This window comes from Micromonospora sp. NBC_01699 (assembly GCF_036250065.1).
In the GTDB taxonomy this organism is placed as follows: Bacteria; Actinomycetota; Actinomycetes; order Mycobacteriales; family Micromonosporaceae; genus Micromonospora_G.
This window is the reverse complement of the sequence record NZ_CP109199.1, coordinates 5,210,731-5,237,663: the sequence shown is the minus strand read 5'-3', so window position 1 is coordinate 5,237,663 and position 26,933 is coordinate 5,210,731. Positions and strand designations below refer to the sequence as shown.

Annotated in this window: 19 protein-coding genes, 1 tRNA gene and 1 pseudogene; 8 read left to right on the top strand and 13 right to left on the bottom strand. The window is 71.8% G+C overall.

Annotated features, from left to right (window positions below; all coding sequences use genetic code 11):
- Window positions 1–361: 361 nt before the first annotated feature.
- Window positions 362–3,262, top strand: coding sequence for a glycoside hydrolase family 48 protein (locus OG792_RS21340; protein ID WP_329111349.1), 2,901 nt, complete (start codon window positions 362–364; stop codon window positions 3,260–3,262).
- Between the two features lie 315 nt (window positions 3,263–3,577).
- Here OG792_RS21340 and OG792_RS21335 read toward each other — a convergent pair whose 3' ends face one another.
- The gene (locus OG792_RS21335; protein WP_329101541.1) at window positions 3,578–4,240 is read right to left on the bottom strand and encodes a DUF3159 domain-containing protein; all 663 of its coding nucleotides are present in this window, start codon (window positions 4,238–4,240) and stop codon (window positions 3,578–3,580) included.
- A gap of 135 nt (window positions 4,241–4,375) precedes the next feature.
- Between OG792_RS21335 and OG792_RS21330 the strand changes: the two genes are divergently transcribed.
- A complete protein-coding gene (locus tag OG792_RS21330; RefSeq protein ID WP_329101539.1) occupies window positions 4,376–5,257 on the top strand; it encodes a phosphatase PAP2 family protein in 882 nt (293 codons plus the stop codon).
- A gap of 84 nt (window positions 5,258–5,341) precedes the next feature.
- Here OG792_RS21330 and OG792_RS21325 read toward each other — a convergent pair whose 3' ends face one another.
- The 6 genes from OG792_RS21325 to OG792_RS21300 form a co-directional block, all read right to left on the bottom strand.
- A complete protein-coding gene (locus OG792_RS21325) occupies window positions 5,342–6,889 on the bottom strand; it encodes a ricin-type beta-trefoil lectin domain protein (protein WP_329101537.1) in 1,548 nt (515 codons plus the stop codon).
- Window positions 6,890–7,186: 297 nt separating this feature from the next.
- Complete coding sequence (locus tag OG792_RS21320; protein WP_329101536.1) at window positions 7,187–7,978, bottom strand: ABC transporter permease; 792 nt, start codon at window positions 7,976–7,978, stop codon at window positions 7,187–7,189.
- A complete protein-coding gene (locus OG792_RS21315) occupies window positions 7,975–8,931 on the bottom strand; it encodes an ATP-binding cassette domain-containing protein (RefSeq protein ID WP_329101535.1) in 957 nt (318 codons plus the stop codon). The genes OG792_RS21320 and OG792_RS21315 overlap by 4 nt, the downstream gene beginning before the upstream one ends.
- 51 nt (window positions 8,932–8,982) lie before the next feature.
- Window positions 8,983–9,831 (bottom strand): DUF4097 family beta strand repeat-containing protein, encoded by an 849-nt coding sequence (locus OG792_RS21310; RefSeq protein ID WP_329101534.1) that lies wholly within the window; start codon window positions 9,829–9,831, stop codon window positions 8,983–8,985.
- Window positions 9,832–9,905: 74 nt separating this feature from the next.
- Window positions 9,906–10,424: a hypothetical protein gene (locus OG792_RS21305; protein WP_329101532.1), complete on the bottom strand. Its 519-nt coding sequence runs from the start codon at window positions 10,422–10,424 to the stop codon at window positions 9,906–9,908.
- A gap of 165 nt (window positions 10,425–10,589) precedes the next feature.
- Window positions 10,590–11,435, bottom strand: a complete 846-nt coding sequence (locus tag OG792_RS21300) for a DUF1028 domain-containing protein (protein WP_329101530.1) — start codon at window positions 11,433–11,435, stop codon at window positions 10,590–10,592.
- 304 nt (window positions 11,436–11,739) lie between these two features.
- Here OG792_RS21300 and OG792_RS21295 point away from each other — a divergent pair.
- Both OG792_RS21295 and OG792_RS21290 read left to right on the top strand, forming a co-directional pair.
- Window positions 11,740–12,711: pseudogene (locus OG792_RS21295) on the top strand (LLM class F420-dependent oxidoreductase); the annotation flags it as partial.
- Window positions 12,712–12,803: 92 nt separating this feature from the next.
- Entirely contained in the window at window positions 12,804–13,616 is an 813-nt protein-coding gene (locus OG792_RS21290) for an SDR family oxidoreductase (RefSeq protein WP_329101528.1), read from the top strand.
- Window positions 13,617–13,737: 121 nt separating this feature from the next.
- Here the strand turns inward: OG792_RS21290 and OG792_RS21285 are convergent, their stop codons facing one another.
- From OG792_RS21285 to OG792_RS21260, 6 genes are all read right to left on the bottom strand, one after another.
- A complete protein-coding gene (locus OG792_RS21285; protein ID WP_329101526.1) occupies window positions 13,738–16,254 on the bottom strand; it encodes a transglutaminaseTgpA domain-containing protein in 2,517 nt (838 codons plus the stop codon).
- Window positions 16,248–17,525, bottom strand: a complete 1,278-nt coding sequence (locus tag OG792_RS21280) for a DUF58 domain-containing protein (RefSeq protein ID WP_329101524.1) — start codon at window positions 17,523–17,525, stop codon at window positions 16,248–16,250. Before OG792_RS21280 ends, OG792_RS21285 begins: the two co-directional genes overlap by 7 nt.
- A 12-nt stretch (window positions 17,526–17,537) precedes the next feature.
- Complete coding sequence (locus tag OG792_RS21275; RefSeq protein WP_329101522.1) at window positions 17,538–18,533, bottom strand: AAA family ATPase; 996 nt, start codon at window positions 18,531–18,533, stop codon at window positions 17,538–17,540.
- 71 nt (window positions 18,534–18,604) lie between these two features.
- Window positions 18,605–21,187, bottom strand: a complete 2,583-nt coding sequence (locus tag OG792_RS21270; RefSeq protein ID WP_329111348.1) for a fibronectin type III domain-containing protein — start codon at window positions 21,185–21,187, stop codon at window positions 18,605–18,607.
- A gap of 244 nt (window positions 21,188–21,431) precedes the next feature.
- Window positions 21,432–23,096 (bottom strand): tetratricopeptide repeat protein, encoded by a 1,665-nt coding sequence (locus OG792_RS21265; RefSeq protein ID WP_329101520.1) that lies wholly within the window; start codon window positions 23,094–23,096, stop codon window positions 21,432–21,434.
- A 127-nt stretch (window positions 23,097–23,223) separates the two neighbouring features.
- Entirely contained in the window at window positions 23,224–23,625 is a 402-nt protein-coding gene (locus OG792_RS21260) for a RidA family protein (RefSeq protein WP_329101518.1), read from the bottom strand.
- A gap of 195 nt (window positions 23,626–23,820) precedes the next feature.
- Between OG792_RS21260 and OG792_RS21255 the strand changes: the two genes are divergently transcribed.
- The 4 genes from OG792_RS21255 (at window position 23,821) to OG792_RS21240 (ending at window position 26,268) form a co-directional block, all read left to right on the top strand.
- Window positions 23,821–23,907: transfer RNA gene (locus tag OG792_RS21255), tRNA-Leu, on the top strand.
- A gap of 288 nt (window positions 23,908–24,195) precedes the next feature.
- Window positions 24,196–24,534, top strand: a complete 339-nt coding sequence (locus OG792_RS21250; protein ID WP_329101516.1) for a hypothetical protein — start codon at window positions 24,196–24,198, stop codon at window positions 24,532–24,534.
- Window positions 24,524–25,546 (top strand): tyrosine-type recombinase/integrase, encoded by a 1,023-nt coding sequence (locus OG792_RS21245; RefSeq protein WP_329101514.1) that lies wholly within the window; start codon window positions 24,524–24,526, stop codon window positions 25,544–25,546. The genes OG792_RS21250 and OG792_RS21245 overlap by 11 nt, the downstream gene beginning before the upstream one ends.
- Before the next feature lie 311 nt (window positions 25,547–25,857).
- Complete coding sequence (locus tag OG792_RS21240; RefSeq protein ID WP_329101511.1) at window positions 25,858–26,268, top strand: hypothetical protein; 411 nt, start codon at window positions 25,858–25,860, stop codon at window positions 26,266–26,268.
- Window positions 26,269–26,933 lie beyond the last annotated feature (665 nt).

Here is a 26,933-nt window from a genome sequence, read left to right as displayed (position 1 = left end):
GGTCAATCCCCCTCGGCTCGTCGTGACCATGCCGTCGCTGGGGGGCCGGGGTGGCTTGCGCCTTGCTGCGGGAGCGCTCCCATGCAAGACTGTCGAATTATCGCGGAGCGGGAGCCACGCCGACCGCGGGCCGCCGAGGGCATCCGACTTTTTCGGTACGGCGCCCAGCACCGACCAGAGCCGTCACGTCCGGCGCTCTGCCGTCGATCGCCGACCCCGGTCCGGGACGGGTCGACCACCTTCCCGGCGCCTCCCACCCCATGCGCGGCCCACTCACCACCACATCCGCGTACGGAGGCGCCCAGCCGAGGCGGCAACGCCACGGCCTGGTCCGCGAGGAGAAGTCAGAAAAATGAAGCTCATCGCAAGAAGACGCCGGTTGGCGATCCTCGCCACCGGTGTGCTGGCAGCGCTAGGCGTGGTCGTCGTCCCCGGCGTCGCCCAAGCGGCGCCGGCCTGCGACGTGGTCTACGCGACCAGCGACTGGAACAACGGGTTCAGCGCCAACGTCACCGTCCGCAACACCGGCGACCCGATCAACGGCTGGACGCTGCGGTTCACCTTCCCCGGCAACCAGCGGGTGACGCAGGGCTGGTCGGCCAACTGGACCCAGTCGGGCAACCAGGTGACCGCCACCAACCTGTCCTGGAACGGCAACCTGGCCACCGGCGCGTCCACCGGGATCGGCTTCAACGGTTCCTTCACCGGCACCAACGCCAAGCCGACCTCGTTCTCGGTCAACGGGGTGACCTGCGGCGGCACCACCACACCGCAGCCGCCCACGGTGACCCTCAGCATCCCGGCCGGCCCGTTCGTGGCCCCGGCCGACGTACCGCTGACGGCCACCGCGAGCGACCCCGACGGCACCATCGCGAAGGTCGAGTTCTACCGCAACGGGCTGCTGCTCAACACCGACACCACCGCGCCGTACAGCTATCTGCTGGAGGACCAGCCGGCCGGCAGCTACACCGTGCAGGCCCGCGCGTACGACAACGCGAACCTGACCGCGACCGCCGAACGCGCCTTCACCGTCACGCCGGGCTCGGGACCGGTCCTGGTGGCCACCCCGTCCTCGGTGAACGTGACCGAGGGCGGCAGCTCCTCGGTGAACCTGAAGCTCAGCGCCGCGCCGACCGGCAGCGTGCCGGTCACCCTGGCCCGTACCGGTGACACCGACGTCACCGTGACGCCCACCACGGCGACGCTGACCACGGCAAACTGGAACACCGGGGTGAACCTCACCGTCGCGGCGGCCGAGGACGCCGACACCGCCGGTGGCACCGCCACCATCACCGCCTCGGCCACCGGTTACGCGCCGCTGGCGATCGTCGCCACCGAGATCGACAACGACAGCCCCGGCGGCAACAACGTCTACACCGCGCGCTTCCTGGAGCAGTACGGCAAGATCAAGAACTCCGGCTACTTCAGCCCGGAGGGCGTGCCGTACCACTCCATCGAGACGCTCATCGTGGAGGCGCCCGACCACGGGCACGAGACCACCTCCGAGGCGTTCAGCTTCTGGATCTGGCTGGAGGCCCAGTACGGCAGGGTGACCCAGAACTGGGCCCCGTTCAACAACTCCTGGACGGTGATGGAGCGCTACATCATCCCGTCGCACAACGACCAGCCCACCGCCGGCGTCGCCGGCACCCCGCAGTACGCGGCCGAGTACAACCTGCCCAGCCAGTACCCGTCCCAGTTGCAGCCCTCGGTCCCGGTGGGCGTCGACCCGCTGCGCAACGAGTTGCAGTCGACATACGGCACCGGCGACATCTACGGCATGCACTGGCTGCTCGACGTCGACAACACGTACGGCTTCGGCCGCTGCGGTGACGGGACCACCCGGCCGGCGTACATCAACACCTTCCAGCGGGGTCCGCAGGAGTCGGTGTGGGAGACCGTGCCGCAGCCGTCCTGCGACACCTTCGCCCACGGTGGCCCCAACGGCTTCCTGGACATCTCCATCGGCGACCCGAACAGCCCGGCCAAGCAGTGGAAGTACACCAACGCCCCGGACGCCGACGCGCGCGCCATCCAGGCCGCGTACTGGGCGCTGACCTGGGCGAAGGAGCAGAACAAGCAGGCCGACGTGGCGGCCACCGTGGCCAAGGCGGCCAAGATGGGCGACTACCTGCGGTACGCCATGTTCGACAAGTACTTCAAGCGGATCGGCAACTGCGTCGGGGCGACCGCCTGCCCGGCCGGTACCGGCAAGGACTCCGCGCACTACCTGATGTCCTGGTACTACGCCTGGGGCGGCGCCACCGACCCGGCCGCCGGCTGGTCGTGGCGGATCGGTTCCAGCCACAACCACTTCGGCTACCAGAACCCGTTCACCGCCTGGGCGTTGACCAACGTCCCGGAGCTGCGGCCGCGTTCGGCGACCGCGGTGACCGACTGGACCAACAGCATGAACCGGCAGCTGGAGTTCTACCAGTGGCTCCAGTCCGCCGAGGGCGCCATCGCCGGTGGGGCGACGAACAGCTGGGACGGCTCCTACGCCCAGCCGCCGGCGGGCAAGCCGACCTTCTACGGCATGTTCTACGACGACCACCCGGTCTACGAGGACCCGGGCAGCAACGGTTGGTTCGGCATGCAGGTCTGGTCGCTGCACCGGGTCGCCGAGCTGTACTACGTGACCGGCAACGCCAAGGCCAAGGCCATCCTGGACAAGTGGGTGCCGTGGGCGATCGCCAACACCACGATCGGCACCGGCGGGAACTTCCAGATCCCGTCCGACATGTCGTGGACCGGTGCCCCGGCGACCTGGAACCCCACCACCCCGGCGGCGAACACCAACCTGCACGTCACGGTGACCGCCAAGGGCACCGACGTCGGCGTCGGCGCGGCGTACGCCCGGACCCTGATGTGGTACGCGGCGAAGTCCGGCAACACGGCGGCGAAGACCACCGCCAAGGGCCTGCTCGACGCGATGTACGCGCACGCCGAGTCGAAGGGCATCTCGACCACCGAGACCCGGACCGACTACCAGCGGTTCGACGACGTGTACAACGCCTCCACCGGGCAGGGCCTCTACCTGCCGCCGAACTGGACCGGCGACATGCCCAACGGTGACGCGATCGCCGCGGGCAAGAGCTTCGTCGACATCCGGTCGTTCTACCGCAACGACCCGGACTGGCCGAAGGTGCAGGCGTACCTCGACGGCGGTGCGGCACCGACGTTCAACTACCACCGGTTCTGGGCCCAGTCCGACATCGCGATGGCGTTCGCCGACTTCGGCAACCTCTTCCCGAACGGCTGACCCTCCCCGAGCGGCCTGATTCCCACGGTCAGGCCAATCAGTGGTGGGCTGGCCGGCTTGGTCAACGCAGCGGGCCGGCCGGCCCACCACCCCGGCGAAAGCGCCGGCGTACGACCCCCGGGCGGGTGGCACCACGGTGTCACCCGCCCGGTTCCACCTCCCGTACGGATAAATTCCTTGCGCGGCACGCTTTCTCGACTCGCGCCGGGCTCCGGTGCGGGGTACCGTTCTCGGACGGAGAGGCCGCTCCCCCCGTGGCGGCCTCTCCGCCTTCGTTCTGCTCCATCGGTTGCTTCGTCCGCGCCGGCGCCGCTCCTACCGTGGTGCAGGGGCCGGCGCCGGGTCGACCGGGTGCCGCAGCCCGGGGTGGCCGGCCGGCAGGGTCCGCCGGATCACCCACCAGCTCACCGCCACGCACCCGGCCACCAGCGGCCAGGTCAGCGCCACCCGGGCGCCGACCAGCGCCACCACCTGGTCGGCGGCGTAGAGCGGGACGAAGACCAACAGCCGGACCAGGTACTGGCAGACCCACACCCAACTGCCCCGGCGGTAGGCGCGCAGCAGGTCCGGGTCGCGCCGCCACCGTCCACGTTGGCCGAGCAGGGTGCCGACCACCACGCCGAGCAGCGGCCAGCGCAGCAAAATGCTGACCAACCAGGCCAGTGCGCTGGCCGCGTTCGAGACGAGTTGCAGCAGGAAGAAGTCGCTGGCCCGTCCGGTGCGCAGGACGACGAGGGCGGCGAGGCAGACGGCGAGCAGGCCGACCAGCACCGAGGCGGGCCGGTCGCCCCGGCGCAGCCGCCAGCCGGCGACCGCGACCCCGACGACGAGCGCGGCGAGGGTGCCGTACCAGACCGAGCCGTCGGCGAGCAGCCAGCCGACGCCGAAGGCAACCGGCGGCACGGTGGCATCCCAGCCGCCGCGTCGGCCGCCGAGCAGGTCGGCGAGGGATTCGGGCCGGTCCCGGTCGAGCGCCATCGACCACCTCCGCATGTCTTAGGGGAGCCTAACTTATGGCCTCGCGCAGACTCCCCGGACGCGGCCCCGACGGCTCGGTACGCGGGGATCCGACCGCCGATTTGCTGTACCGGGGGAGTTCGTTACGGTGGCCGGGTGCATGGGCGGAGAACGGCGTTGACGGTGGCGTGGCTGGTCCTGCTGACCGCCGTCCAGGTGGCTGCGTTCCTCCTGATCTGGCGGTTCGCCGTACGCACCGAGCACGGTCAACTACTCGACACCATCGCGTTGACCGGCAACCAGATCGGCCAGGATCACATCGACGAGCTGGTCGGCACCGTACTCAACGCGATGTCGGTGGTCTCCCTGGTCGCCGCGACCGCGGTGATCGGCTTCATCGCGCTGATCCGGGGCCGGGTGGCGCTGGCCGTGGTCGCGACCCTGCTCGTCGTCGGGGCCAACGTCACCACCCAGGTGCTGAAATACCTCATCCACCGGCCGGACTTCGGCGTCGACCCGGAACGGGCCGGTGCCGGCAACAGCCTGCCCAGCGGGCACACCACGATCGCCGCCGCGGTCGCCGTGGCGCTGGTCCTGGTGCTGCCGCCCAAGGTCCGCGCCTGGGGGGCGCTGGTCGCCGTGGCGTACACGGCGCTGGCCGGGGTGGCCACCCTGTCGGCCGGCTGGCACCGGCCCAGCGACGCTGTGGCCTCGCTGCTGATCGTCGGTGCGTGGGCCGCGGTCGCCGGCATCCTGCTGCTGCTGTTCCAGCGGGAGGACGCCCAGGTGGAGTCGCAGGACGCGCACTGGCGGGCGGTGACCCTGTTCGGGCTGGCCGGGCTGGTGCTGCTGGCCGTCGCCGGGTACGCGTTGTACTCGACCGACGAGGTGCTGTCCATTCCGGTCGAGGAGCTGAACCGCCCGAGGCTGTTCGACGCCTACCTGGGCGGCGCCTCGGCGATCGCCGGCACGGCCAGCGTGATGATGGCGTTGCTGCTGGTCAGCGTCTACCGGGTGGTGCCCCGACACCGGGGCTGACCGGGCCCGGCGTCGCCCACCGGCCGGACCGGTCCGGGTCCGACCGGCGGGCGACGCCGCGAGAAAACATCGGGCGGTACGTCCTCAGCCGCGGCGCCACTTCTGGTTGGCCGTGCCGGCGCAGTCCCAGATGACCAGTCGCGCCCCGTCACCGGAGTTCCAGCCCTCGATGTCGACGCACTTGTTGGCCTGCGGATTGACCAGGTCCCCGGCGGCGGAGAGCACGAACTGCTGGGCCGGGTTGCCGCTGCACGTGACGATCTGGATCACGGCGCCGTTCGCGACGGAGCCCCACGCGACGTCCATGCACTTGTTGTTCGAGGTCTGCAACGTGCCGTTGACGAAGGTCCACCGCTGCGCGTTGGTGGAGTTGCAGCCCCACATCTGGAGCAGGACCCCGTCGGAGAAGTTCGAGTTCGGTACGTCGATGCACTTGTTGTTCCAGTTGCTGACCAGGGAACTGGCGCTGCCCCCGCCGCCCGAGGTGGTCAGCGAGAGCCCGTACGCGCCGAGGATCTCGTTCACCGGCTGGAACCACATCGTGCCGCCGGTGGAACAGTTGCCCGTACCGCCGGAGGTGACGCCCTGGGCCTGGTTGCCCGAGATCCAGGCGCCGCCGGAGTCGCCCGGCTCGGCGCACGCGTTGCTGCGGGACATGCCGGAGACGGCACCCTGGGCGTAGACGATGGTCTCGTTGCGGCCCAGGATCGTGCCGCAGCGCCAACCCGTCGTACGGCCGGAGCGGCAGACCGAACTGCCGATCGCCGCGTCCTGCGAGCCGGCCACGACGGCGTTGCCGCCGGAGTAGTTGTTGACCCACGGCTGCGGGGTCCACGAGCCGTTGGTCCGGATCCACGCGTAGTCGTTGCCGGGGAACGACGAGCCGGCGAAGGTGCCCTGCGAGACGTTGTTGTAGCCGAGCGTCGGGCTGCCGGTGCCGCCGCAGTGGCCGGCGCTGACGAATCCACCGGCGACGGCGAAGCCGACCGAGCAGAGGGTGTTGCCGTTGATGACGTACTGGTCGCCGCCGCGGATGTCGTACATCGGTTTGGGTGCCTCGGCGGTCTCGACCACGGTGACCGCGCCCGCGCCGCTGTCGTGCGCGAACGCCGTCGCCGCCGGTGTGCCGCCGGGTCCGGCGGTCACGACGACCCGGTTGTGCTCGACGTCGACGTACCAGCCGTGGATCGTGCCGCCGGTGGCCTTGGCCGCGTTGCGGTCCAGGGACCGGAACGCGGCGTCGAGGTGGGCCGCGCCGCGGGCGACAACCGTCGCGTTCGCGCCCGCCGCGCGGACGACGGTGGCGGCGGCCGGGTCGGTGACCGCGACGGTGAGCCGGTCGGCGCCGGCGGGGATCCAGGCGCCGCCGAACACCGGGCCGAGCCGGTCGCGCAGCCGTTTCTCGACGGCCGGGGCAGCCGCCTCGGTGGCGAGGCGGGACGCGATCTGGTCGTCGGTGAGCCCCAGGTCGCGGCGCATCGCCGCGACCATGCCGGGGGCCATGTCGAACCGGGCCGCCGCGGCGGGTGTGCCGACTGTGGGGGTGGTCTCGGCGAAACTCGTCGAGGGCAGCAGGGTGGTCGCGGTGAGTGCCACCGCGGCGATCCCGAGCCCCTTGACGGTACGGATCATCGGAGTCCTTCCGTGCACGCCGACGGCACGCCTCCGGTGTGGACTCCGGGGCGGCTCGGTCGTGCTGGCTGGTGTCGAGGGGGAAGGAGAGCGCTCTCTGCATCGGAGTCTTTCGATAAATGGGGGTCTGTGTCAAGGTTTCATTAAGTTTGTTAAATGTGGTCTTGGGTCGCCGCTGACAGCACGAGCGGCGGGAACGGATAGACCGATGCCCTCCCGGCAGGGCGTCTGGAAGCTGTCCGAGCTTCCGTACCACCGAGCCGAGAGGGCATCCCGCGGGTGCGGTCGTTGTCCGATCTATCGGGTGGACTCGCGGTTGAACAGCTTCTTCGACCAGAGGTAGCTGCCGAGGGTGATGACGACACACCAGCCGATGGCGATGACGGCGCTGTTCCCGATCGGAGTGCCCATCAGGAGCCCGCGGATGGTCTCGATGAGCGGGGTGAACGGCTGGTACTCGGCGAACCAGCGCAGCGCGGTGGGCATCGAGTCGGTCGGGACGAACCCGCTGCCGAGGAACGGCAGCAGGACCAGCGGCAGGCCGACGTTGCTCGACGACTCGACGGTCTTGCTGACCAGACCGAGCGCGACCGACAGCCAGACGAAGGCGAAGGTCATCATCAGCAGTACGCCGACGAGGGCGAGCCAGTCGACGGGACCCGCCGACGGCCGGAAGCCGATGAGCAGTGCGACCCCGATGACCACCGCAACGCTGAGCATCGTCTGGACGAGGCTGCCGATGACGTGTCCGGTCAGGACCGAAACCCGGGCGATGGCCATGGTGCGGAACCGGTCGACGATGCCCTCGGTCATGTCCATGGCGACCGAGATGCTGGTGCCCTGAACCGCGGCGGTGATCGCCATCAGGATGATCGCGGGGGTGACGTAGTTGACGTACTCCGCCCGTCCGCCGGAGGGGCCGCCGAGCCCGGCGCCGAGTGTGCCGCCGAAGACGTAGACGAACAGCAGCAGGAAGACGATCGGCATGCCGACGAGCGTCACCGTCATCGACGGATAGCGCGCCATTCGCCTGAGGTTGCGGCGCAGCATCGTCGCCGAGTCGGTCAGTGCGTACGACACGGTGCTCATCGCGTGGCCACCTTCTGGTTGTCGGGGTTGCCGGTGAGGGCGAGGAAGACGTCGTCGAGGTCGGGGGTGTGCATGCTCAGCGAGTCGACCTCGACGGCGTTCTCGTCGAGTCGGTCGAGCAGGGCCTTCAGTGCACGGAGGCTGCCGTCGTGCGGCACCCGCAGGGCGAGCGTGTCGCTGTCACGGGACGCCTGACCGACGGCGGGAGCGGCGGATTCGAGGTCGCCGAGGCTGGCGAACCGGAGCAGGATGTGACCGCCGGGGATGCGGCGCTTGAGCTCGTCGGCGGTGCCCTCGGCGACGATCTTGCCATGGTCCAGTACCGCTATCCGGTCGGCGAGCTCGTCGGCCTCCTCCAGGTACTGCGTGGTGAGGAAGATGGTGACGCCGCCCGCGACCAGCTCCCGCACGATCTGCCACATGCCACGGCGACTGCGCGGGTCCAGCCCGGTGGTCGGCTCGTCGAGGAAGATCACCCGGGGGGTGCCGACCAGGGTCATCGCCAGGTCGAGCCGCCTGCGCATGCCGCCGGAGTACGTGACGGCCGGTTTCCCGGCCGCGTCGACCAGGTCGAACTGGTCGAGCAGTTCGGCGACCCTGCGCCTGCCCGCCGCCCGGCCCAGGTGATGCAGGTCGGCCATCAGGGTCAGGTTCTCCCGGCCGGTCAGCAGGTTGTCGACCGCGGAGAACTGGCCGGTGACCCCGATCGCGGCGCGGACCGCCTCGGGCTCGGTGGCCAGGTCGTGGCCGGCGATCCGCGCGCTGCCCCCGTCGGCTCGGATCAGGGTGGACAAGATCTTGACCATGGTGGTCTTGCCGGCTCCGTTCGCGCCGAGCAGCGAGAAGACGGTGCCCCGTGGGACGTCCAGGTCGATTCCGTCGAGTACGACGTGGTCGCCGAACGACCGGTGCAGTCCGGTCGCCGTGATCGCCGACTGGGATGGCGTGGTCATGGGGGTCCCCTTCGAGAGGTGTCTGGTCAGGAACAGCGGACGGGGGTCTGCTCAGGAACGACGGACGGTGATGTCGCCGAAGGAGGTGTGGGCACGGACTTCGACGGTCTCCTCGGACTTCTCGGGCTCGTGTCCGATGTCGTCCAGCGCGTTGTGCACCCGGCCGTGCCCGGTCTTCAGATCGAGCCATGCGGCGGCGCCCGCGGCGATACCGACCTCCAGGTCGCCGGCCGCGGTGTGCAGCGTGACCGAACCGCGGGCGACCTCGCCGATGCGAACGGTTCCGTTGGAGGTCTTGGCCTCCACCGCGGCATCGGCCCGGTCGACGGAGATGTCGCCGTTGGCCGCACGCGCACGCAGTTCACCGGTGACGGTGCCGATGTCGGTGTTGCCGTTGGAGTTCTTGACGACCGCGGCACCGTCGATGTCGCCGATCTGAATGCGCCCGGTGCCGGTGGCGACGTCGGCGTTTCCGGCGATCGCGTCGACCGCGATGTGGCCGGCGGAGGTGTTCAGGCGGAGCGGGCCGGTCCGGTCGAGCCGGAGGTGCCCGACGGACGTCTTGAACCGGCACTCACCCAGTACGCCGGTGCTGTGGAAGTCCCCGAGCGCCAGGTCACCGTTCACCGCCGAACCGGTGGGAAGTTCGACGAGCACGGAGACCGACCTGGTCTTCTTGGAGAAGTCGAATGCGCGGGACTTCGGCCCGCGTACGGTCAACGTGCCGTTGGCGTACTCGACGCGGGTCTGCTGCGCGGCCTTCACGTCGGACTCGTCGGACTGGTCGCTCGGCCGTACCTCGACGACGGTGTCGGTGCGGTCGCTCGCGACGAGCCGTACGTCGCCGACGGAGAGTTCGATCGTGACGGAAATCGGTTCCGGGGTGGCGAAAACAGGCATGGTTGTCCCCTCAGAATGAGTCGGAAGAACATCCCCGCTGGTAGGGGACGTGGAAGGAAAGGGGCCGGGCTCGGCTATCGCGCCCAGCCGGTGTAGCGCTGCGCGCCGGGCTTGCCGCGCCGGTCGGATCCGTGGTCGCGCTCCCCGGCCCGCAGTGCGATCGAGGCGGCCCGCACCAGCCACGCGTTGACCGACCGGCCCTCCTTGCCGGCCGCTTCCTCGACCGCGGTCTTGAGCTGTTCCGGCAGGCGGACGTTGATGCGCGCGGTGGCACCGTCCTCGAAGCCCGTCGCGGCATCGTCGGTCGGCCCGGCACCCCGGTCGGTGGCGGCGTCCCGGGACTGCTCCACCAGGTGCGGTGTCACGACGAATTCCGGGTCACGGCCACGCAGGCGAACCTGGACCGAGCCGGGAGCCAGTTCCCTGGTGATCTCGTCGGCGGCGTCCGACAGCGCTTCGAGCAGGGCGAGCCGGATCGCCGACTCCATCGACACGGTCAACCGCTCGATCAACGCGGTGTCGTCGTCAGCGCCGGTCTCCGCGGCTGTCAGCAGCTCGCGCCCGAGAGAGGCCACGTACGGGTTCAGGTCCATGGCATTACTATGGCACACGATGGTGCCACTGGCAACACAATCTGGCTCAACATGGCTCAGTGTGGCTCAGGAAGGCGCCATGCTGGTGCCAGCGCTTCTCTCGCGTCCCCGGCCGCCGGAGATTCCTGCTCGGTGGGGAGCCCCGGTCGGCAGGGGGATCCCCGGTCAGGCGCGGGTGCGCAGATGGGCCAGGACCACCGGGTCGATCCGGCCGGACACCATCCGCTCCTCCAGGTTCTCCACCCCGGCCCAGTCCACCAGCGCCGCGTCGACCGCGACGTCCCCGCCGTCCGCCGGGGCGTGCCCCGCCGCCGTGAGCAGGGCCGCGACCTCGGCGGCCAGCTCACCGGTCAGGTCGAGCAGGGTCGCCGGATCAGGCCGTTCGAAGAGCATGACGTGTACGTCCAACAGCCGGGCCAGTTCCGTCACCGGATCCGGGTGGTCGTCCACCCGCAGGTCCACCACCACGTCGCTGCCGCCGCCGTACCCGCCCCGGCGGGCGACCACCAGCAGCCCGGCGCTCTGCCGACCCCGCCGGTCGCCGCCGGCCCGGTCACCGGCGCGTAACGCGTCGACCAGCCGTTCGGCGAACCGCCGCCGGGCATCGCCACCCAGCCAGGCATCCCGGATCGCGTCCACCACCTCCGGGCCGACCAGGATGTTGCCCTGCGCGGCCCAGCCGTCGCCGGCCTGCCCGCCGGCCCAGTCGTGACAGTCCTCGCCGGTGTACGTGGCGGCCCCACCGTCGGCGTCGACGACGCCGAGTTGCCGGGCGGCGCGACCGGAGTCGGCGGCGACCAGACCGGCGATCACGTCGGCCGCCCCGAGCCCGGTACGCAGCAGGGCCAGCCCCTGCGGCCCGTACGCGAGATTGGCGTGCGCCTGGGTGGCCAGCGCGCCGACCTCGGCCTCGGCGGCCGGCACCACCGCACCGGCGGCGAGAAACTTGCTGGCCACGGCGACACCGTGCAGCCGCCCGTCGTCCGAACGCGCCACGATCGAGAAAGTCACGCGGTGAGGCTACAACCCGACGGGCTCCGCCACGGACCTGCCTTTTGCCACAGCAGGCCCGGCCCGGCCACCGAGCCGGTGGCCGCGCGGAACGTGGGCTGTCGGAACCCGGCCCGACCGGGGGGCGGAACGTGGGCTGTCGGAACCCGGCCCGACCGGGGCGGAACGTGGGCTGCCCCGGCCGGGCCCGACCGGGGCGGAACGTGGGCTGTCGCGGCCGGGCCCGACCAGGATGGACACCGGTGGGATATTGCCCGTACCCCCGGTCACCGGGCACGATCGATCGGTGACGAAACGTTGGGGTATGACGGTGCCGTTCGGTGGCGTGCCGCTGGCCGACCACGCCGCGACCTACACCGCGCTCGCCGAGGCCGGCTTCACCGATCTGTGGTCGGCGGAGGTGAACGGTGCGGACGCGTTCACCCCGCTCGCCCTGGCCGCCGCCTGGCGTCCCGACCTGCGCCTCGGTACGGCCATCGCGTCGGTCTACACCCGTGGCCCGGGGCTGCTGGCGATGACCGCTGCGGCGCTGGCCGAGGCCGCGCCGGGGCGGTTCGCGCTCGGCATCGGCGCGTCGTCGCCGGTGGTGGTGGGGGACTGGAACGCGGTCGACTTCGTCGAACCGTACCGGCGTACCCGGGACATGCTCCGGTTCCTGCGGGCGGCGCTGCGCGGTGAGGCGGTCGACGAGCGGTACGAGACCTTCGCCGTGCGCCGGTTCCGGTTGGAGCGACCGCCGGCCGTACCGCCGCCGATCCTGCTCGCCGCCCTGCGCCCCCGGATGCTGCGGCTGGCCAGCGCCGAGGCGGACGGGGTGATCCTCAACTGGCTGGCCGCCACGGACGTGCCGAGGGTGCTCGCCGAACTCGGTGACCGGCGGCCCGGCTTCGAGGTCGCCGCCCGGATCTTCGTCTGCCCGACCGAGGACGTCGGGTACGCCCGCAACCTGGGCCGACGGATGATCACGAGCTATCTGACCGTGCCGGCGTACGCGGAGTTCCACCGCTGGCTGGGCCGGGAGTCGGTCCTCGGGCCGGTCTGGGAGGCGTGGCACGCCGGGGACCGCCGCGCGGCGAGTGCGGCGGTGCCGGACGAACTCGTCGACGCGCTGGTGCTGCACGGGTCGCCGGAGGAGTGCCGCGCCCAGGTCGGCGCCTACGCCGACGCCGGGGTGGACGTACCGGTGATGGCCCTGCTGCCCACCCCCGAACTCGCCACCCCCGAACTCGCGACCGGCGGGATCGCCCCGCTGGCCAACCTGATCGCCCAACTCGGCCCGGCGCAGTCCGCGGAGCGGCCCACGGCGGGGACCCCCGGCCCGGTGTACGCCCCGGAGCAGATCGCGGCGGTCGTCGACGGAGGCTGAGCATGGAACTGGGCGGGCAGGTGGCGGTGGTGACCGGCGGCGCGGGCGGGATCGGGTCCGCACTGGCCCGCCGGTTCGCCGCCGAGGGGGCCCGCGCGGTGGTGGTCGCCGACCTGGACGCCGACGCGGCGACCCGGACCGCCGCCGGCATCGGGCCGGTCGCCCTCGGCGTCGGGGTCGACGTCACCGTCGAGGAGCAGGTCCGCGCCCTGGTCGCGTTGACCGAGCAACGGTACGGCCGGATCGACCTGTTCTGCGCCAACGCCGGGATCACCACCGGGGCGGGGCTCGACGCGCCGGACACCGACTGGGCACGTGCCTGGGAGGTGAACCTGCTCGCGCACGTCTACGCCGCCCGTGCCGTCCTGCCGGGGATGCTGGCCCGCGGCGGCGGCTACCTGTTGCAGACCTGCTCGGCCGCCGGGCTGCTGACCGCGGTCGGTGACGCCCCGTACACGGTCACCAAGCACGCGGCGGTGGGGTTGGCGGAGTGGCTCGCGGTCACCTACCGGGACCGGGGCATCCGGGTCAGCGCGCTGTGCCCACAGGGGGTTGCGACCCCGATGCTCACCGACGGGCTCGACGCGGGGCATGCCGGCGCCCTGATGACCGCCGCCGCCGGCCCGGTGCTCAGCCCGGACGAGGTGGCGCGGTCGGTGGTCGAAGGGTTGGCCGACGAACGCTTCCTCATCCTGCCGCACCCGGAGGTGGGCCGGTTCGCCCGGCGCAAGGCGGCCGACCCCGACGGCTGGCTGGCCGGAATGCGTGCCGCCGTCGCCCGGCTGCGTCCCGCACCCCACCGACCACCGACGTAACCGCGCGGGCCGGCGATGCCGGCGGCACGGTCAGCCGCACCGCCAGATCCGGTCAGTGGCTGCCGGCGCCGCCGGTCGGGGTTCAGTTCGGCGATGCCGGCGCCGCCGGTCGGGGTTCAGTTCAGCGGCGCCAGCGCAGCGGGCCGGGATGCAGCGACCAGAGCACCCGTCGCCACCAGGGTCGTACCGCCCGCAGCGCGGTGGCGAACCCGACGGCGAGGCTGCCCGCGCGCCGGGCCTGCTCGTCGCTGGCCGTACCGGGGGCGAACGTCGCCACGTTCACCAGCGTCGCCAGCTCGCCGATCGGCGGCACCACCGGCTGCCCGGTCCGGGTCCGCTCGGTCCCGGTCCGCTCGGTTCCGGACCGGTCAGGGGTCGGCGCCGGGGTCGGGCGGGGTCTCGGCGACGGGCGCGGCTTCGGCGCCGCGCCGGTTCCGCCCGGCGCGCCGGGTCCGGTGACGACGGAGGTGCCCGCGATCTCGGCCGCGTACGCCGCCACCTCGGTCGCGTCCAGCGAGGCGGCGACCGGGTGACCGGCCAGCCGCAGCGCGTCGGTCACCTCCCGCCACGCCCCGGCGATCCGGTCCGCCGGGCTGCCCTCGTCGAGCCGGCGCCGCCGCAGCCCGCGCCGCATCATCGTCACCGCGAGTACGAACCCGGCGAGCACCAGCAGCAACGCGCCCGATCCGCCACCGGCCAGCACCGGCAGCGAGGCACCGGAGCCGGTCTGCGGTGCGGCGGCCGGGCCGGCACTGGCCTGCGGGGTCGGCGTTGCGGCCGGCGCCGGTTCGTCCTGCACCGGCGGTGGTTCCTGCGGCTTCGGGGTGAAGTCCTCCTCGACCGGCCGTGGTTCGGTGTCCGGCCGGGGCAGCGGGTCGAACGCCACCCAGCCGAGTTCGTCGAACAGCACCTCCGGCCAGGCGTACGCGTCGCCGCCGGTGACCGGGCCCTCGCCGGTTGCCGAGTGGAAGCCGACCACCACCCGGGTCGGCAGGCCCATCAGCCGGCCGAGCACCGCGAACCCGGCCGCGAACTGCTCCGACGTGCCGCGTTGGCCGCCGCCGTCGCGGGGGCCGAACAGGAAGAAGTTCAGGTTCGGGTACGCGTGGCCGCTGGGCGCGTCCGCGACGAGGCGGTAGTGCTCGGCGAGGAACTCCTCGATCGCCACCGCCCGCGAGTACGGGGCACCGTTGTCGGTGGCCAACTGGTCGGCGAGGCGGCGGACCGGGTCGGGCACCCCCTCGGCGACCCGCAGCACCCGGGCCACCTGGTCACCAGCGGGTACGTTCGCCGAGGCGAGCAGGTTCACGTCCGGCGTTTCGCTGGCGGAGGTGACCGCGTACCGCAACCCCGGTGTCAGGCCCTCCGGTCGGATCAGCGTCCCGCTGCCCTGGTCGTACGCGACCCGGGCCCCGGCGACCTCCCGTGGCGTCGGCACCGCCGGCAGCAGCCGGCCGGCCAGTTCACCGATGGTGATCTCCTGCTGGATCCGTCGCACGGTCACGTTCGGCGCCGGCTCAACCGTGGGCAGGATCCGGCCGGCGTTGCGGTAGGTGGCGCCGACCCGCCAGGTGACCCCGTCGTAGTCGCTGAGCACGGCGAGCCGGACCCGTACGCCGCCGGCGCGGGCGGAGGTTTCGGCCGAGCCCGGATCACCGACCCGTCCGCCGGTGTCCCCGCCCTCGTCGTCGGGCTGTGCGTCCCCGTCCGCCGGGGTCCCGCCGTCCCCGGCGGGCGGCGCGTTGTCGCCGGCCGGGGCCGCCGCACCGGTGGTGCGCAGGTCGAGCAGCTTCTGGTCGGGATTGAGCGCCCAACCGGAGATCCGGATCAGCGGGTTCTCGTCCAGACTGTCCACCCGGGGTGGTTGCACGTACCGGCGGGGGTCGACCGGGGTGCTGCCGACCCGACCGGCGACCACGGGTGCCAGCAGCGCGGCGAGGCCGACGACCAGGACCACCCCGGCGGCGGTGCCGGCGAGCATCCGGACCCGGATAGCGGCCCGTACGGTCGGCGGGACCGTCGCCTCGGCGTCGGCCGCAACCGCAACAGGTGTGGTCGACGCAGCCGGTACGGCCAGCCCGATCGCGGCGGCGGCGGCGAACGCCACCGTCCACCAGATCGCCGGCTCGGCGTTCGGGCCGACCACGTACAGGGCACCGGCGTAGAGCAGGGCCGGTGCGGCGTAGCCGAGCAGCACCCGGCCGGCGCGCACCGCCACCTCCGCCCCGGCGAGCCCGGCCAGCCAGGTCGCCACCAGCGGCACGATCACGGTGTCCGGCACCGGCTCGACCGGGATCATCGCGGTGAGCAGCCGGGGGATGCCGTTGCGGCCGGCTTCGGCGACGAGGTCGGCGAAGCCGCCGGGCAGTTCGGCCCGCTGCGCCGCCAGCCGCAGCGCGAACCCGACATAGCCGGCCATCGCCAGCACCGACACCGGTGCGACCAGCCAGGACGGCAGCCGCCGGGCGGCGACGCTGACGCCGACCGAGCCGACCGCCGCGCCGAGCACCAGTTGGCTGAGCAGTCCTCCGGCGTAGACCCGGCCGAGAACCGCACCGGCCAGGCCGATCATGGCGATCAGGGCCAGCGGCACCGGGACCGCCCGCAGCAGCGAGGTGACGCGGGCGCGGCTCACCATCGGCGTACCCCGTCCCACTCGGCGGCGAACTCGACCCCGTCGGCCACGTCGAGCACCCGCACCCCGGCCGGTTCGGCCGGGGTGCGCACCGGGTCACCGAAGACCCCGGCGAGCACCGACGGGTACGTCGCCCGCAACGTCCCGAGCTGTCCCAGGTCGTCGCGGCCACCCGGCCCGGTGAGGAAGATCAGGGTGTCACCGAGCCGCTGCTGACGCAGCCGGTTGAGTACGGCCCGCAGCGGCTCCCCGCCGACATCGGCCCGCAGCGGCTCTCCGCCGACATCCGCCCGCGGCGGCTTCTCCCCACCGTCGGCCCGCCCGCCGTCGGCCCGCGGCGGCTGTTCGGCGCCGTCGGCCCGCTCCCGCGCCTCGCCGGTGATCCGCGAGGTGGTGCGCAGTTCGGCGGCGGCGAGCCGGTCCAGGAAGTCGTCGCCCGTCCCCGGATCGGCGACCAGGACCAGGGTCACCGGCAGTTCCTCCCGACGGGCGGCGGCGACCACCGAGGCGGCGGCCTCGCAGGCAGACTCGAAGGTCTCCGCGACCCCGTCGACCACCACCGGGTGCGCGGCGGCCCGGTCGTCGAGCAGCACCACCAACTGCGGCAGGCTGGTGTCGAGGTTCTCCCGGACCATCAGCTCGCCGATCCGGGCACTGGTCCGCCAGTGCACCCGGCGCAGTTCGTCGCCGACGACGTACTCGCGCAGTGAGTCGAAGGTGATCGAGCCGTGCGGCACCCGGTCCACCCGGCCGTCCATGCTCCGCGCCACCCCGGTCGGTACGGCGGTCAGCGGGTGGATCCGTGGGTGCACCCACACCCGGGCCACGTCGCCGTGCGCGCGGGCCACCACCACCAGCCCGAGGGCGTCGCGGCCGGTGACCCGCAGCGGGCCGACCGGCACCACGCCTCGGCGGTGGGTCGGCACCGGGTAGCTGACCGTGGTGTCCCGCCCCGGACGCAGCCGGAGCAGGGGCACCGGCACCGGGCGGTTGCCGCACCGGTCCTCGGCGATCAGGTTCGCCGACCGGACCCGGCCACCGTTGCGTACGGTCAGGGTCATCGTCGCCGACTCGCCGCGCCCGACCCGGTCCGGGTCGGCGTGCCGGTCCACGCCCAGCCTCGGGCGCCAGGCGGCGGCGGCCACCGCGCAACCGAGCGCGATCGCCGCGGCGGTGCCGAGCAGGGTCAGCTCGGGGTAGCCGAACCGGAATCCGAGCAGCAGGAGGAGGCAGGCGCCGACGAGCAGGCCGATGCCCCGGGAGGTGATCGTCATGGGCGTGTCGGGTCAGACCCCGGTCCGGCTGGGCTGACCGGAGGGCAGCGGCACCGGCACCGACGCCACCGCCTGGCGGAGTACGTCGGCGGCCGTCACCCCGCGCACCTGGGCGTCGGGGGAGAGCAGGATCCGGTGCGCGAAGACCGGTTCGACCAGCGCCTTCAGGTCCTCCGGCTGGATCCACGCCCGCCCGTCGATCAGCGCGTACGCGCACGCAGCGCGGGTCAGGGCGATCACCCCGCGCGGGCTCACCCCGACCCGGACCTGCGCGTGGGTACGGGTCGCGGCGGCCAGCCGGACCGCGTACGCGTAGAGCGGGTCGGCGATGTGCACCCGCTGGGCCATCCGCACCATCTCGCCGACCGTGGCGGTGTCGGTGACCGGTTCGAGCGCCTCCGGCGACCGGACCGTCGCCCCGCGCAGCACCTCGATCTCGACCGCCTCGTCCGGGTAGCCGATGGTCAGCTTCACCAGGAACCGGTCGAGTTGCGCCTCCGGCAGCCGGTAGGTGCCGTCCATCTCGACCGGGTTCTGGGTCGCGACGACCAGGAACGGCTGCGGCACCGGGTGGCGTACGCCGTCGACGGTGACGGTGCGTTCCTCCATCACCTCCAGCAGCGCCGACTGGGTCTTCGGCGACGCCCGGTTGATCTCGTCGGCGATGACGATGTTGGCGAACACCGGTCCCGGATGGAACTCGAAGCCACGGGTCGCCTGGTTGAAGATCGTCACCCCGGACACGTCGGAGGGGAGCAGGTCCGGGGTGAACTGGATCCGCCGCCACTGCCCGCGTACGGTCGCCGCGATCGCCCGCGCCAGGGTCGTCTTACCCACCCCGGGTACGTCCTCCAGCAGCACGTGACCCTGCGCGAAGAGCGCGGTCAGCGCCAACCGGACCACCTCCGGCTTGCCGAGCACCACCGAACTGACGGCGTCGGCGAGCCGGGCGGCCAGCGCGGCGAAGCCCTGCACATGCTGCGGGCTGAGCGGCTCGTGGCTGTTCATCGGCGGACGGTGCTCCTCGTGCGGTCGGTCCGGTTCGGTGGCGGTCGGGTCCTCGGCGGCCCGTTGGTCGGTCAGCAGTTCGGCAGCACGTTGATGTTGTCCCCGCCCTCCAGGTTCAACCACGCCCACGGGATGTACGGCCGGCGCCCCTCGAATTCCACCTGCACCCACCAGGTGCTGCGCTTCTGGTTGTTGTAGATGTACGAGTCGACGTCCTCACCCTGCGCCTTGCAGTACGCCTGCAACCGGGTGCCGGGCCTGGCCCAACCGGCCTGCTGGTTGTTGTCCTGCCGGGGCACCCGGAAGATCTCGTTGCCGTTGCGGGCGTCGGGCCGCTCCCGGTTGCAGTAGGTGGCGGTGTCGCCGTTCTCGCCGTTGTTGCAGGTCGCGATCCCGAACTGGTCGTTGGTCTGGCGGGTGCCGGTGGCCTCGCCGGCACCGGCGGCGTTGCTCGCCCGGACGGTGAAGGTGTAGCTCGTGCCGGGGGTCAGCCCGGTGGCCCGGATGCTGGAGCAGGCGCCGTTGACCGCCGGCCGCCCGGCCGGCGTCACCGAACAGGTGGCCTGCCCGCCACCGGCGTCCACGGTGAAGTTGACCGTGATCGAAGACGCGTCGGCGGAGCTGCCGGTGACCGTCACCCGTGGCAGCGCCACCGTACGGGCGGTGTCGGTCGCGTCGGCGCCGGCACCGGCCTCGCTGACCGCGTGCACCTTCACCGTGATCGTCTGGCTGTTGCCGAGTCCGGTCAGCTTCACCCGAGGCTCGGTCACCTCAGTGGTCTTGCCGCCGGCCGTGACCACGTACTTCGTCACCGGTCGGCCGTTGTCGCGGGCGTCGGCCCAGATCACCGAGATCGCCCCGGCCTCGCCCGCCACCGTGGTCGCGGCGAGATTCGTCGGCGCGTCCGGCTTGGCGAACGGCACCACCGAGTTGCTCACCGGGGACGGGGTCGAACCCGCGCCCTTCTGGTTCACCGCGACGACCTGGAACGCGTACTGGTTGCCGTAGTCGAGTTCACCGGCCGGGATGACCAGTTCGGTCTTGGTCGACTCGCCGGCCAGGGAGGTGGCGCCGGCCGAGATCGCGGTCACCGCGTACCGGGTGATCTTGTAGCCCTGGCCGTTCGCCGCCGGCCATTTCACCAACACCGTGCCGTCCGGACGCTCCTGCGCGGTCACGCTCGCCGGTGGGTCCGGCACCTCCGACGTCGGCACCACCGCGTTGCTCGTCCGCGCCGGCCCGGTGCCCTTCGCGTTCACCGCCCGGACCGAGAACCGGTACGACTGTCCGTTGGTCAGCCCGGTGACCTCCAACGACCGCTGGTTCGCACCGACCTGGAACTCCTTGCCGGCACCCTCCACCACGTACCGGGTGATCGCCGAGCCGTTGGCCGGCGCCGCCCGCCAGGTCACCCGTGCCTGCGAGTTACCGGCCGCGGCCGTCACGCTCCTCGGCGCACCGGGCTTGCCGACCAGCGGCTTCTGCGGCGGGGCCGGCGGCGGAGCGACCGGCGGCGGGTCCCCACCGAGAATGTCGTTCGCGTACTTGTTCACCGGCCGGGCCGCGTTCTTGTCGTCGACCACCTGCGCGTTCGCCGAGTTCGGCGCGTTGATGAACAGGTGGTTCTCCCGCACCTCCAACTCCAGTGGCCCGTTCGCCCCGGCAACCTCGATCTTGTCGACCTGCTTGCCGGAGGAGTCGAACGAGTAGACCGTCCCGGTCTGCTCGTCGGCGCAGTAGAACCGGCCCGCCCAGGCGACCGCCGGGCTCAGCGGACCCGCACCGGGGACCGCGAACCGCTGCTGCACCGCGCCGTCACCGACCACGTAGACGTTCCGGTCGTCCGACACCGTCACCGCCACCTGCGACCCGCCGGACCGCAACGGCATGCTGGCGGGACCGCTGGTGTCCAGCTTGACCGTACGCGGCTGCTCCTCGCCCCGGACCGTGGTCAGCACCCCGGCGGTCCGGTCCAGCACCGCGACCCCGTCATCCAGGGTGGAGAGGGCCAGGTCGTGACTGGGCTCGGCGACCGTGAGGCTGCGTACCTCCTTCGGGCTCAACCCGGCGGCCGACCCACCGCCCGGCGACGCGGCGGCCGACGGCAGCACCGCCGGGGTGATCGCCGAGACCGTGCCCTCGCTCGGCACCCCGATCCAGAGCCGGCCCTTGCCGTCGAACGCACCGCCGGTGATCCCCGGCAGGAACCGCACCGGCTCGCCGACCGGCGTCAGCGAACGGGGGTCGAGCTGCCGCACGATGCCCTGGACCGCGTCGACCACGAACGCCGAGTCCTCGTGCAGGGCCACGTTGACCCCGAGCCCCGAGGTCGTCTGGGTACGGGCGACGACCTGCAACGTGGCCAGATCGAGGGAGCTGACCTGGCCGGTGGTGAGATCGCGCAGCACCAGCATCTTGTCCGTCTGGGTCACCTGCATCGGATGGCTGCGGCCCTGCGGCAACTGCATCCGGGTGTCCACCCGCGCGGTGATCCCGTTGACCCGGGCCAACTCGCTGCGCGCCGTGCTCCACAGCCAGGAACTGGCGTCGAAGCTGGCGACCGCGTTGTCGGCCGCGCCGAGCCCGAGCACGGTCAGCCCCATCGCCGCGACCAGCGCACCCACCGTACCGATGGTGACCAGGCCGCCCCGCATCCTCCGCGAGCGCCGCGCCGGGCCGGTAGTCGTCGACGGGTCGCTGCCGTCGGGGTCGTTGGTGCTCGTGGTGCCGTTGTCTGTGGTGACCACAGCCGGCCGCCTCTCGCCTGATCGCGGCCGGATCCGACCGCGCGCCTCCCAGAAACCGGGTGCCATCATATGGCCTGGTCAATCCGGGTGGGAACCCGCCGGGTGCGGCTGTGGACACAGCCGGTGCCGACAGTGGACCCTACCGCCACGTCTATCCCCGGTCGGTACACACCTGCTCGGCGGTGGCGACCACCTCGGTCGAGTAGACGGCGACCACGGTGAAGCAGTAGTCGACCTTGGCGCTCATCCCGTTGACCGTGTGACTCGTACTGCCCGGGTCGACGGTCGCCATCGGACCCAGCGGCTGGCCGCGCCGACCACCGGCCACGATGAACGACACCGTACCGGCGCTCGGGTCGGTCCAGGTGATCGTGATCGCCGTACCGTCGTCGCGCAGGGCGAGCCGGCTCGGCGGATCCCCACCGGCGTCCGGCTGCGCCTCGGTCCCCGTACTCGCCCCGGCGTTCGGCCCGGCCGGCGTGACCGGCTGGTCGAGCAGCGTGACGACCACCACCACGATCGCGGCCAGCACCGCCACCGCGGCCGCGATCCCGGCCGCGATCACCGCACCGACAGCCCGGTTCGGCGGGGCGGGCGCCACCGTGGTCGGCGTCGAGATCACCTGGTACGGCGTACCCGGCGCCGCCGCCACCGACGGGTACGCCAGCTGTGCCGTTGCCGGTCCCGCCGGTTGGGCTGTTGCCGGTCCCTGTGGTTGGGCTGTTGCCGGTCCCGCCGGTTGGGCCGTTGTCGGCCGTGCTGGTTGGGCTGCTGTTGGGCCGGGCAGCGGCCACGTCTGCTGCGTCGGAACGGGCTGCGTCGGGGGCTCGTACGCCGCCAGGCTCCGGGGCGGCGTGGATTGAATTGACGTGGTCGGGGGCGGCCCGGATGGGAGCGGCGGCGACGGGACCGGGCCCGGCTGGATCGGTCCAGCCTGGATCGGTCCGGGCTGGGTTGGTCCGGGCTGGAGCGGTCCGGCCTGAGCCGATCTGAGCGGGATCGGTCCGGGCTGGATCGGTCCGGGTTGGATCGGTCCGGGTTGGGTTGATGCAGCCTGGGTCGGGGACGGCTGGGTTGGGCCGGGTTGGGTTGGCGCGGCCCGGGTCGGGGACGGGGTGAACCGGGGCGCGACCGGTGCCGGTGCGGCCGATGGCGGCTGTGCCGACGCGGCTGGGGTCGGTGCCGATGCGGCCGTGGTCGGCGCTGGCGCGATCGGCGGGTAGGGGCCGGCGGTCCCGAGGGCCGGTGGTGGGAGCGGAGCGCTCGGCGCGGCGACCCCGGTGCTGCCGGCGGGCGGGGCAGCAGCGATCGGCGCCACGATCCCGGGGGCGGTCGACGGGAGCACGGCGGTGGCCGGCTCCGGGATCGTCCCCGAGCCACTCGCCGAGGGCGACCCGCCGAGGTACTCACGCGCTGCCCGTACCGTCCAGTGGTCGACGCCGAGCGCCGCGGGCCCGGCGGTCGCCACCCGGCTGAAGTTGCGGCGGGCCTCGTGCCGGTTGCCGAGTTCCTCGGCGACCGTGCCCAGATCGAACGAGATCGCCAGCAGCAGCGGATCGCCGTCACCCCAGCGACGCAGCCCGGCGGCCAGCGCCTCCTCCAGCACCCGCCGCGCAGCGGCCGGATCATCCGCCTGTACGTGCAACCGGGCCAGCAGGTGCGCGGTGGTCAGCACCTCCCGGTCATCCTCCCCGTACGCCGGCCGCCCCGCCTCGATCGCCTGGCCGAGCAGGCGGCGGGCGGCGGGGGAGTCACCGGCGTCGGAGAGCGCCTGCGCGTTGCGTCGGACGGCGGGTAGGGGCGGCGGCTGGGACACGTCCGTCATCGTGCCCGCCGTCCCGGTCGGCACGCCACCCGGGAGGGTCCCGTTCCGCGGCGATCCGGTCGAACCGGCGATCTTCCGGGTGTCGGGTTCCGGACAGCGGGGTCGCAGGGGTCGTGGGCTAGGGCAGAGCGGCGGTGACGTCGAGTTCCACCAGTTGGTCCGGGAAACCCAGCTGGGCGACGCCGAGCAGGGTGCTGGCGGTGGTGAACGCGACGGCGAGTGGCGACTCGCGCAAGCGTGACCAGACGCTGGCCAGCACCTCCCGGTCGGCGCTGACCACATAGATCACCGTCCGTACGACGTGCTCGGGTCCGGCACCGACCGAGCTCAGTGCGGCCAGGGTGTTCGCGACCACCTGGTCGACCTGGGCGCCCACGTCCGCCCGACCCACCAACGCCCCGGTCGAATCGAGCGGGCACTGCCCGGCGAGAAAAGCAGTACGCCCAGCGGCCACCACCGTCACGTGGTGGTACCCCGGAGTCGAGTGCAGCCCGGGCGGGTTCGTACGCGTGATCATCATCCCGTCATCGTCCGTCGGGACGCCGTGCGGGACGATCGAATTTCGCTCGATTGGACATATGTCCTGGTCAAGAGGGTGGTCGGTGGGCGTTGTGCATGATCCACGCTTGCCGTGTACAGTAATCCACCGTGCGGCCCGCCGGGCAGCCGAGGGACGGTTTACCGCTCCAAGGTCAACGGCGGAAAGAGCATGTAAGTCCGGGTGGCGGAATGGCAGACGCGCTAGCTTGAGGTGCTAGTGCCCGTATAGGGCGTGGGGGTTCAAGTCCCCCCTCGGACACCACTTCTGGTGGATTTTCACCAGGCATGAAACAGATTCGATTCCGTACTGGTTCTTGCCCCGCATATCTGCGATAAGACGTGATCGTGGGCGGGCCGTACGTAGCCGTCGGCACGTTGCGCTGTTTCCGCGGTTGGGTCGGTCATGACACCAACTCGCCGCCGCGACCGCGAGCGACTCATCGGCGTGCTCATTCCGGCTCCGCTTCCCGACAGACCGCGCCCCGGTCCGGCGCCGCTGCCGGTGCTGCCCGCACCCCGTTCGTTGGCGACCGCCGCAGCGGACGAGGTCGTGATCGGTGTGGCGCGTCCGGACCGATCCGGCCGGGTGACCGAACGCGGCCTGCTGGACGCGTTGCGCTGGCCGGCGGGCCACCGTATCGACATCCATCCGCACAGCGGAATGCTCGTTGTCGCGTCAGCGCCAGCCGGACAACACGTGGTCGGCAGTCGAGGGGAACTGCCGTTACCGGCGAGCGTTCGGCAGATGTGCGCGATCGTTCCCGGGCAGCCGCTGCTGCTCGCCGCTCTGGTCGCCCACGATCTGCTGGTGATTCATCCGGCCAGCACCGTCGTGCGGTTGCTGGCTGATCTTCACGCGCAGGTGGTCGGTGGTCGTGGTGTCGGCTGATCCCGCCCGCGTCGCTACTGCGCGGCAGTTGCTGGCCCATCTGGGCGTCACCCTCGCCGATCTGCAGGCCGAGCCCGGTCCGGGCCTGCCGACGCTGGCCGAGTACCTGCCCCAGGTTGTCGCCGCGGCCGGTCCGGGCACCCGACGCACGTATGGCACCTACTGGAACCGGATGGCCGCCGTCTGGGGCGACCGTCCCTTGGACGCGGTCGCGGCCAGCGACATCGAGGCCATGCAGCGACAGGCTGCGGCGACTGCCCGGTCGCGGCGTAACAGCCGCAGCGGTCGCCACGCGGGCGAGCTCGTGATCGCCGCTGCGCGCGCCATTTACAACCGGGCAATCGCCGACGGGCTCATCGATCCCGGCGCCAGCCCCGCCCACCGGGTGGTCAAGCCCCGCCGACTACCGAGCACCCGCCGCGCACTGACCCCCGACGAACTCGAAGAGATCAACCTTGCCGCTCGTACCAGTGGCAACGACGTCATCCTCGACGCCCTGCTGCTGCGTCTGCACACCGAGACCGCCTGCCGCCGCGGCGGCGCCCTCGGGCTACGGCTGACCGACCTGAACACCGACCGCGGGCTGGTGCGGCTGACCGAGAAGGGCGCCACCCTGCGCTGGCAACCCATCACCCTCGACCTGGCCGCCCACCTCGACGAACACGCCCGCATCCGCAGCGCGGTACTGCCCACCGACCAACTGCTTCGCTACCGCAACGGTCGGCCGATCACCAGCCGCCGTTACGACCACCTGTGGAAACGCATCGGCGAGCGACTGCCGTGGGTGGCCGCCCAGGGCATCTCCACCCACTGGCTACGCCACACCACCCTGACCTGGGTCGAGCGCCACTACGGCTACGGCGTCGCCCGCGCCTACGCCGGACACACCGACTCCACCGGCCCAGCCACCACCACCTACATCAAAGCCGACCTACAAGCCGTCGCCACCGCACTGGCCGCCATGACCGGCCAACCACACCCGCTGTCCGGGGCACGGCTTAGGACGATCTAGTGGTTGTGGTGCTGGCCCCCCGCCCTCAGCGCTGCCGGTCGGTCGGGCGACCCCTGGTAAAGAAGGAACAGGCTAGGTCCCAGTCGTTCCTTCCGGAGGCGTCCAGTCCGGGCGAGATGAACAAGTAATTCGCGCTGTTCGTTACCTACGCGAACCAACGTGTCCCGTGCCGGCGAGCGGTGAGGTTTGGATGTACCCGGCGTCAGGTGGCCGATGACTGGTCTGGTAATCCTCGCCTTCGGGCCGACCCGCCTGCCGACAACGCCGGGCATCACGAAGTCCGGGGGTTTGCGAACCGGGGGAGTGCTCGCATGTTGTTAGCGGTGATCGCGGCAGCTCATGTGCTCAACCATGCCTTCGGATCTACTCAGCTCGCCGGGCTGCTTGCGAGAGGCTCGGTGCGTGTGCGTCGGATAGCCGAGCAGGCGGTCGTCCGACATGCATGCGAGACTGTGGAGGGTGGCCAAAGCCCGTGGACTGAGCGATGGGAGTTGCGGATGGACGGCGCGGACGGTGAGTGGACGTCTGGTGACGTCGCTGCCATGATTGGCAACCCGTACTATGCGGTGAATATCAGCCCTGATCTGGCTGTTCCGCATGATCCGATGATCTCCGAGGAAGAATGGGTTGCGGCGAACGCAAGGTTGATCAAAGAGCTTGGTCCCGAACCCTACCTACGTAACCTTCTGACGGTTCTGAAGGGCGCGTACCCGCGGGGCTGACAGCTCCTGCCGCCTCGTGGACCTGGTTTCCCTGCGACCCATCCGCTCATGCCAGGGGTCGCACAGCTACGTCCGTCCGCCGTGCCAACGCCGGCGGACGGATGTCACGTTCCACAGTCCGTTCGTCACGAAGTGGTTCAACGCCGGTCATGAATGTCCGGGCAGAGCCGGCCAGTTATCGGTCGGACCGACCTACGTCGCCCGTCACGATCATCAGCCCTTGCAGGTATCACACCTGCCCGGTCCCGCCAACCACCTCTGGCTCATCCTGACCGCGTCCGGAGGTGTCGGACCGAGCCCCGATTCGCCCCAGGCCGGTCGTGCGGTTGCAGGTCTTCATTGTTTCTAGCGATCCAGACCGCCCTCCAACCTCCTGTTCCCCGCTCGCTGTTCTCATCCTGGTCGTGGCTCAGGGAAAGAACAGCCGAGGTCCTGGCCGATCTCTCCCTGCGGAGTGCACATCCCGGGCGCGGTGAACAAGCAGTCACTTGTCCGTACCGGGACGAACACATTCTGCGCCGGTGAGCGGCGCGATGGGACCTAAATGTCCGTGCCGTCGAAATCGGCGGATGGTAGCGGTTGGTAACGGTCGCCCTGGAGGCGACCGTTACCAACCGACAGCACCGGGCCTCAGGAGGTTCGTGGCCGGCGACCTCGCGGTGGGA

Bases quoted from the DNA above. Each gene is read 5' to 3' on its own strand.
- OG792_RS21335 (WP_329101541.1), bottom strand. From the start codon at position 4,240: ATGGCGCTCGACCGGGACCGGCCCGAATCCCTCGCCGACCTGCTCGGC.
- OG792_RS21325 (WP_329101537.1), bottom strand. From the start codon at position 6,889: ATGATCCGTACCGTCAAGGGGCTCGGGATCGCCGCGGTGGCACTCACC.
- OG792_RS21320 (WP_329101536.1), bottom strand. From the start codon at position 7,978: ATGAGCACCGTGTCGTACGCACTGACCGACTCGGCGACGATGCTGCGC.
- OG792_RS21315 (WP_329101535.1), bottom strand. From the start codon at position 8,931: ATGACCACGCCATCCCAGTCGGCGATCACGGCGACCGGACTGCACCGG.
- OG792_RS21310 (WP_329101534.1), bottom strand. From the start codon at position 9,831: ATGCCTGTTTTCGCCACCCCGGAACCGATTTCCGTCACGATCGAACTC.
- OG792_RS21305 (WP_329101532.1), bottom strand. From the start codon at position 10,424: ATGGACCTGAACCCGTACGTGGCCTCTCTCGGGCGCGAGCTGCTGACA.
- OG792_RS21290 (WP_329101528.1), top strand. From the start codon at position 12,804: ATGGAACTGGGCGGGCAGGTGGCGGTGGTGACCGGCGGCGCGGGCGGG.
- OG792_RS21285 (WP_329101526.1), bottom strand. From the start codon at position 16,254: ATGGTGAGCCGCGCCCGCGTCACCTCGCTGCTGCGGGCGGTCCCGGTG.
- OG792_RS21280 (WP_329101524.1), bottom strand. From the start codon at position 17,525: ATGACGATCACCTCCCGGGGCATCGGCCTGCTCGTCGGCGCCTGCCTC.
- OG792_RS21275 (WP_329101522.1), bottom strand. From the start codon at position 18,533: ATGAACAGCCACGAGCCGCTCAGCCCGCAGCATGTGCAGGGCTTCGCC.
- OG792_RS21270 (WP_329111348.1), bottom strand. From the start codon at position 21,187: ATGCGGGGCGGCCTGGTCACCATCGGTACGGTGGGTGCGCTGGTCGCG.
- OG792_RS21260 (WP_329101518.1), bottom strand. From the start codon at position 23,625: ATGATGATCACGCGTACGAACCCGCCCGGGCTGCACTCGACTCCGGGG.
- OG792_RS21240 (WP_329101511.1), top strand. From the start codon at position 25,858: ATGTTGTTAGCGGTGATCGCGGCAGCTCATGTGCTCAACCATGCCTTC.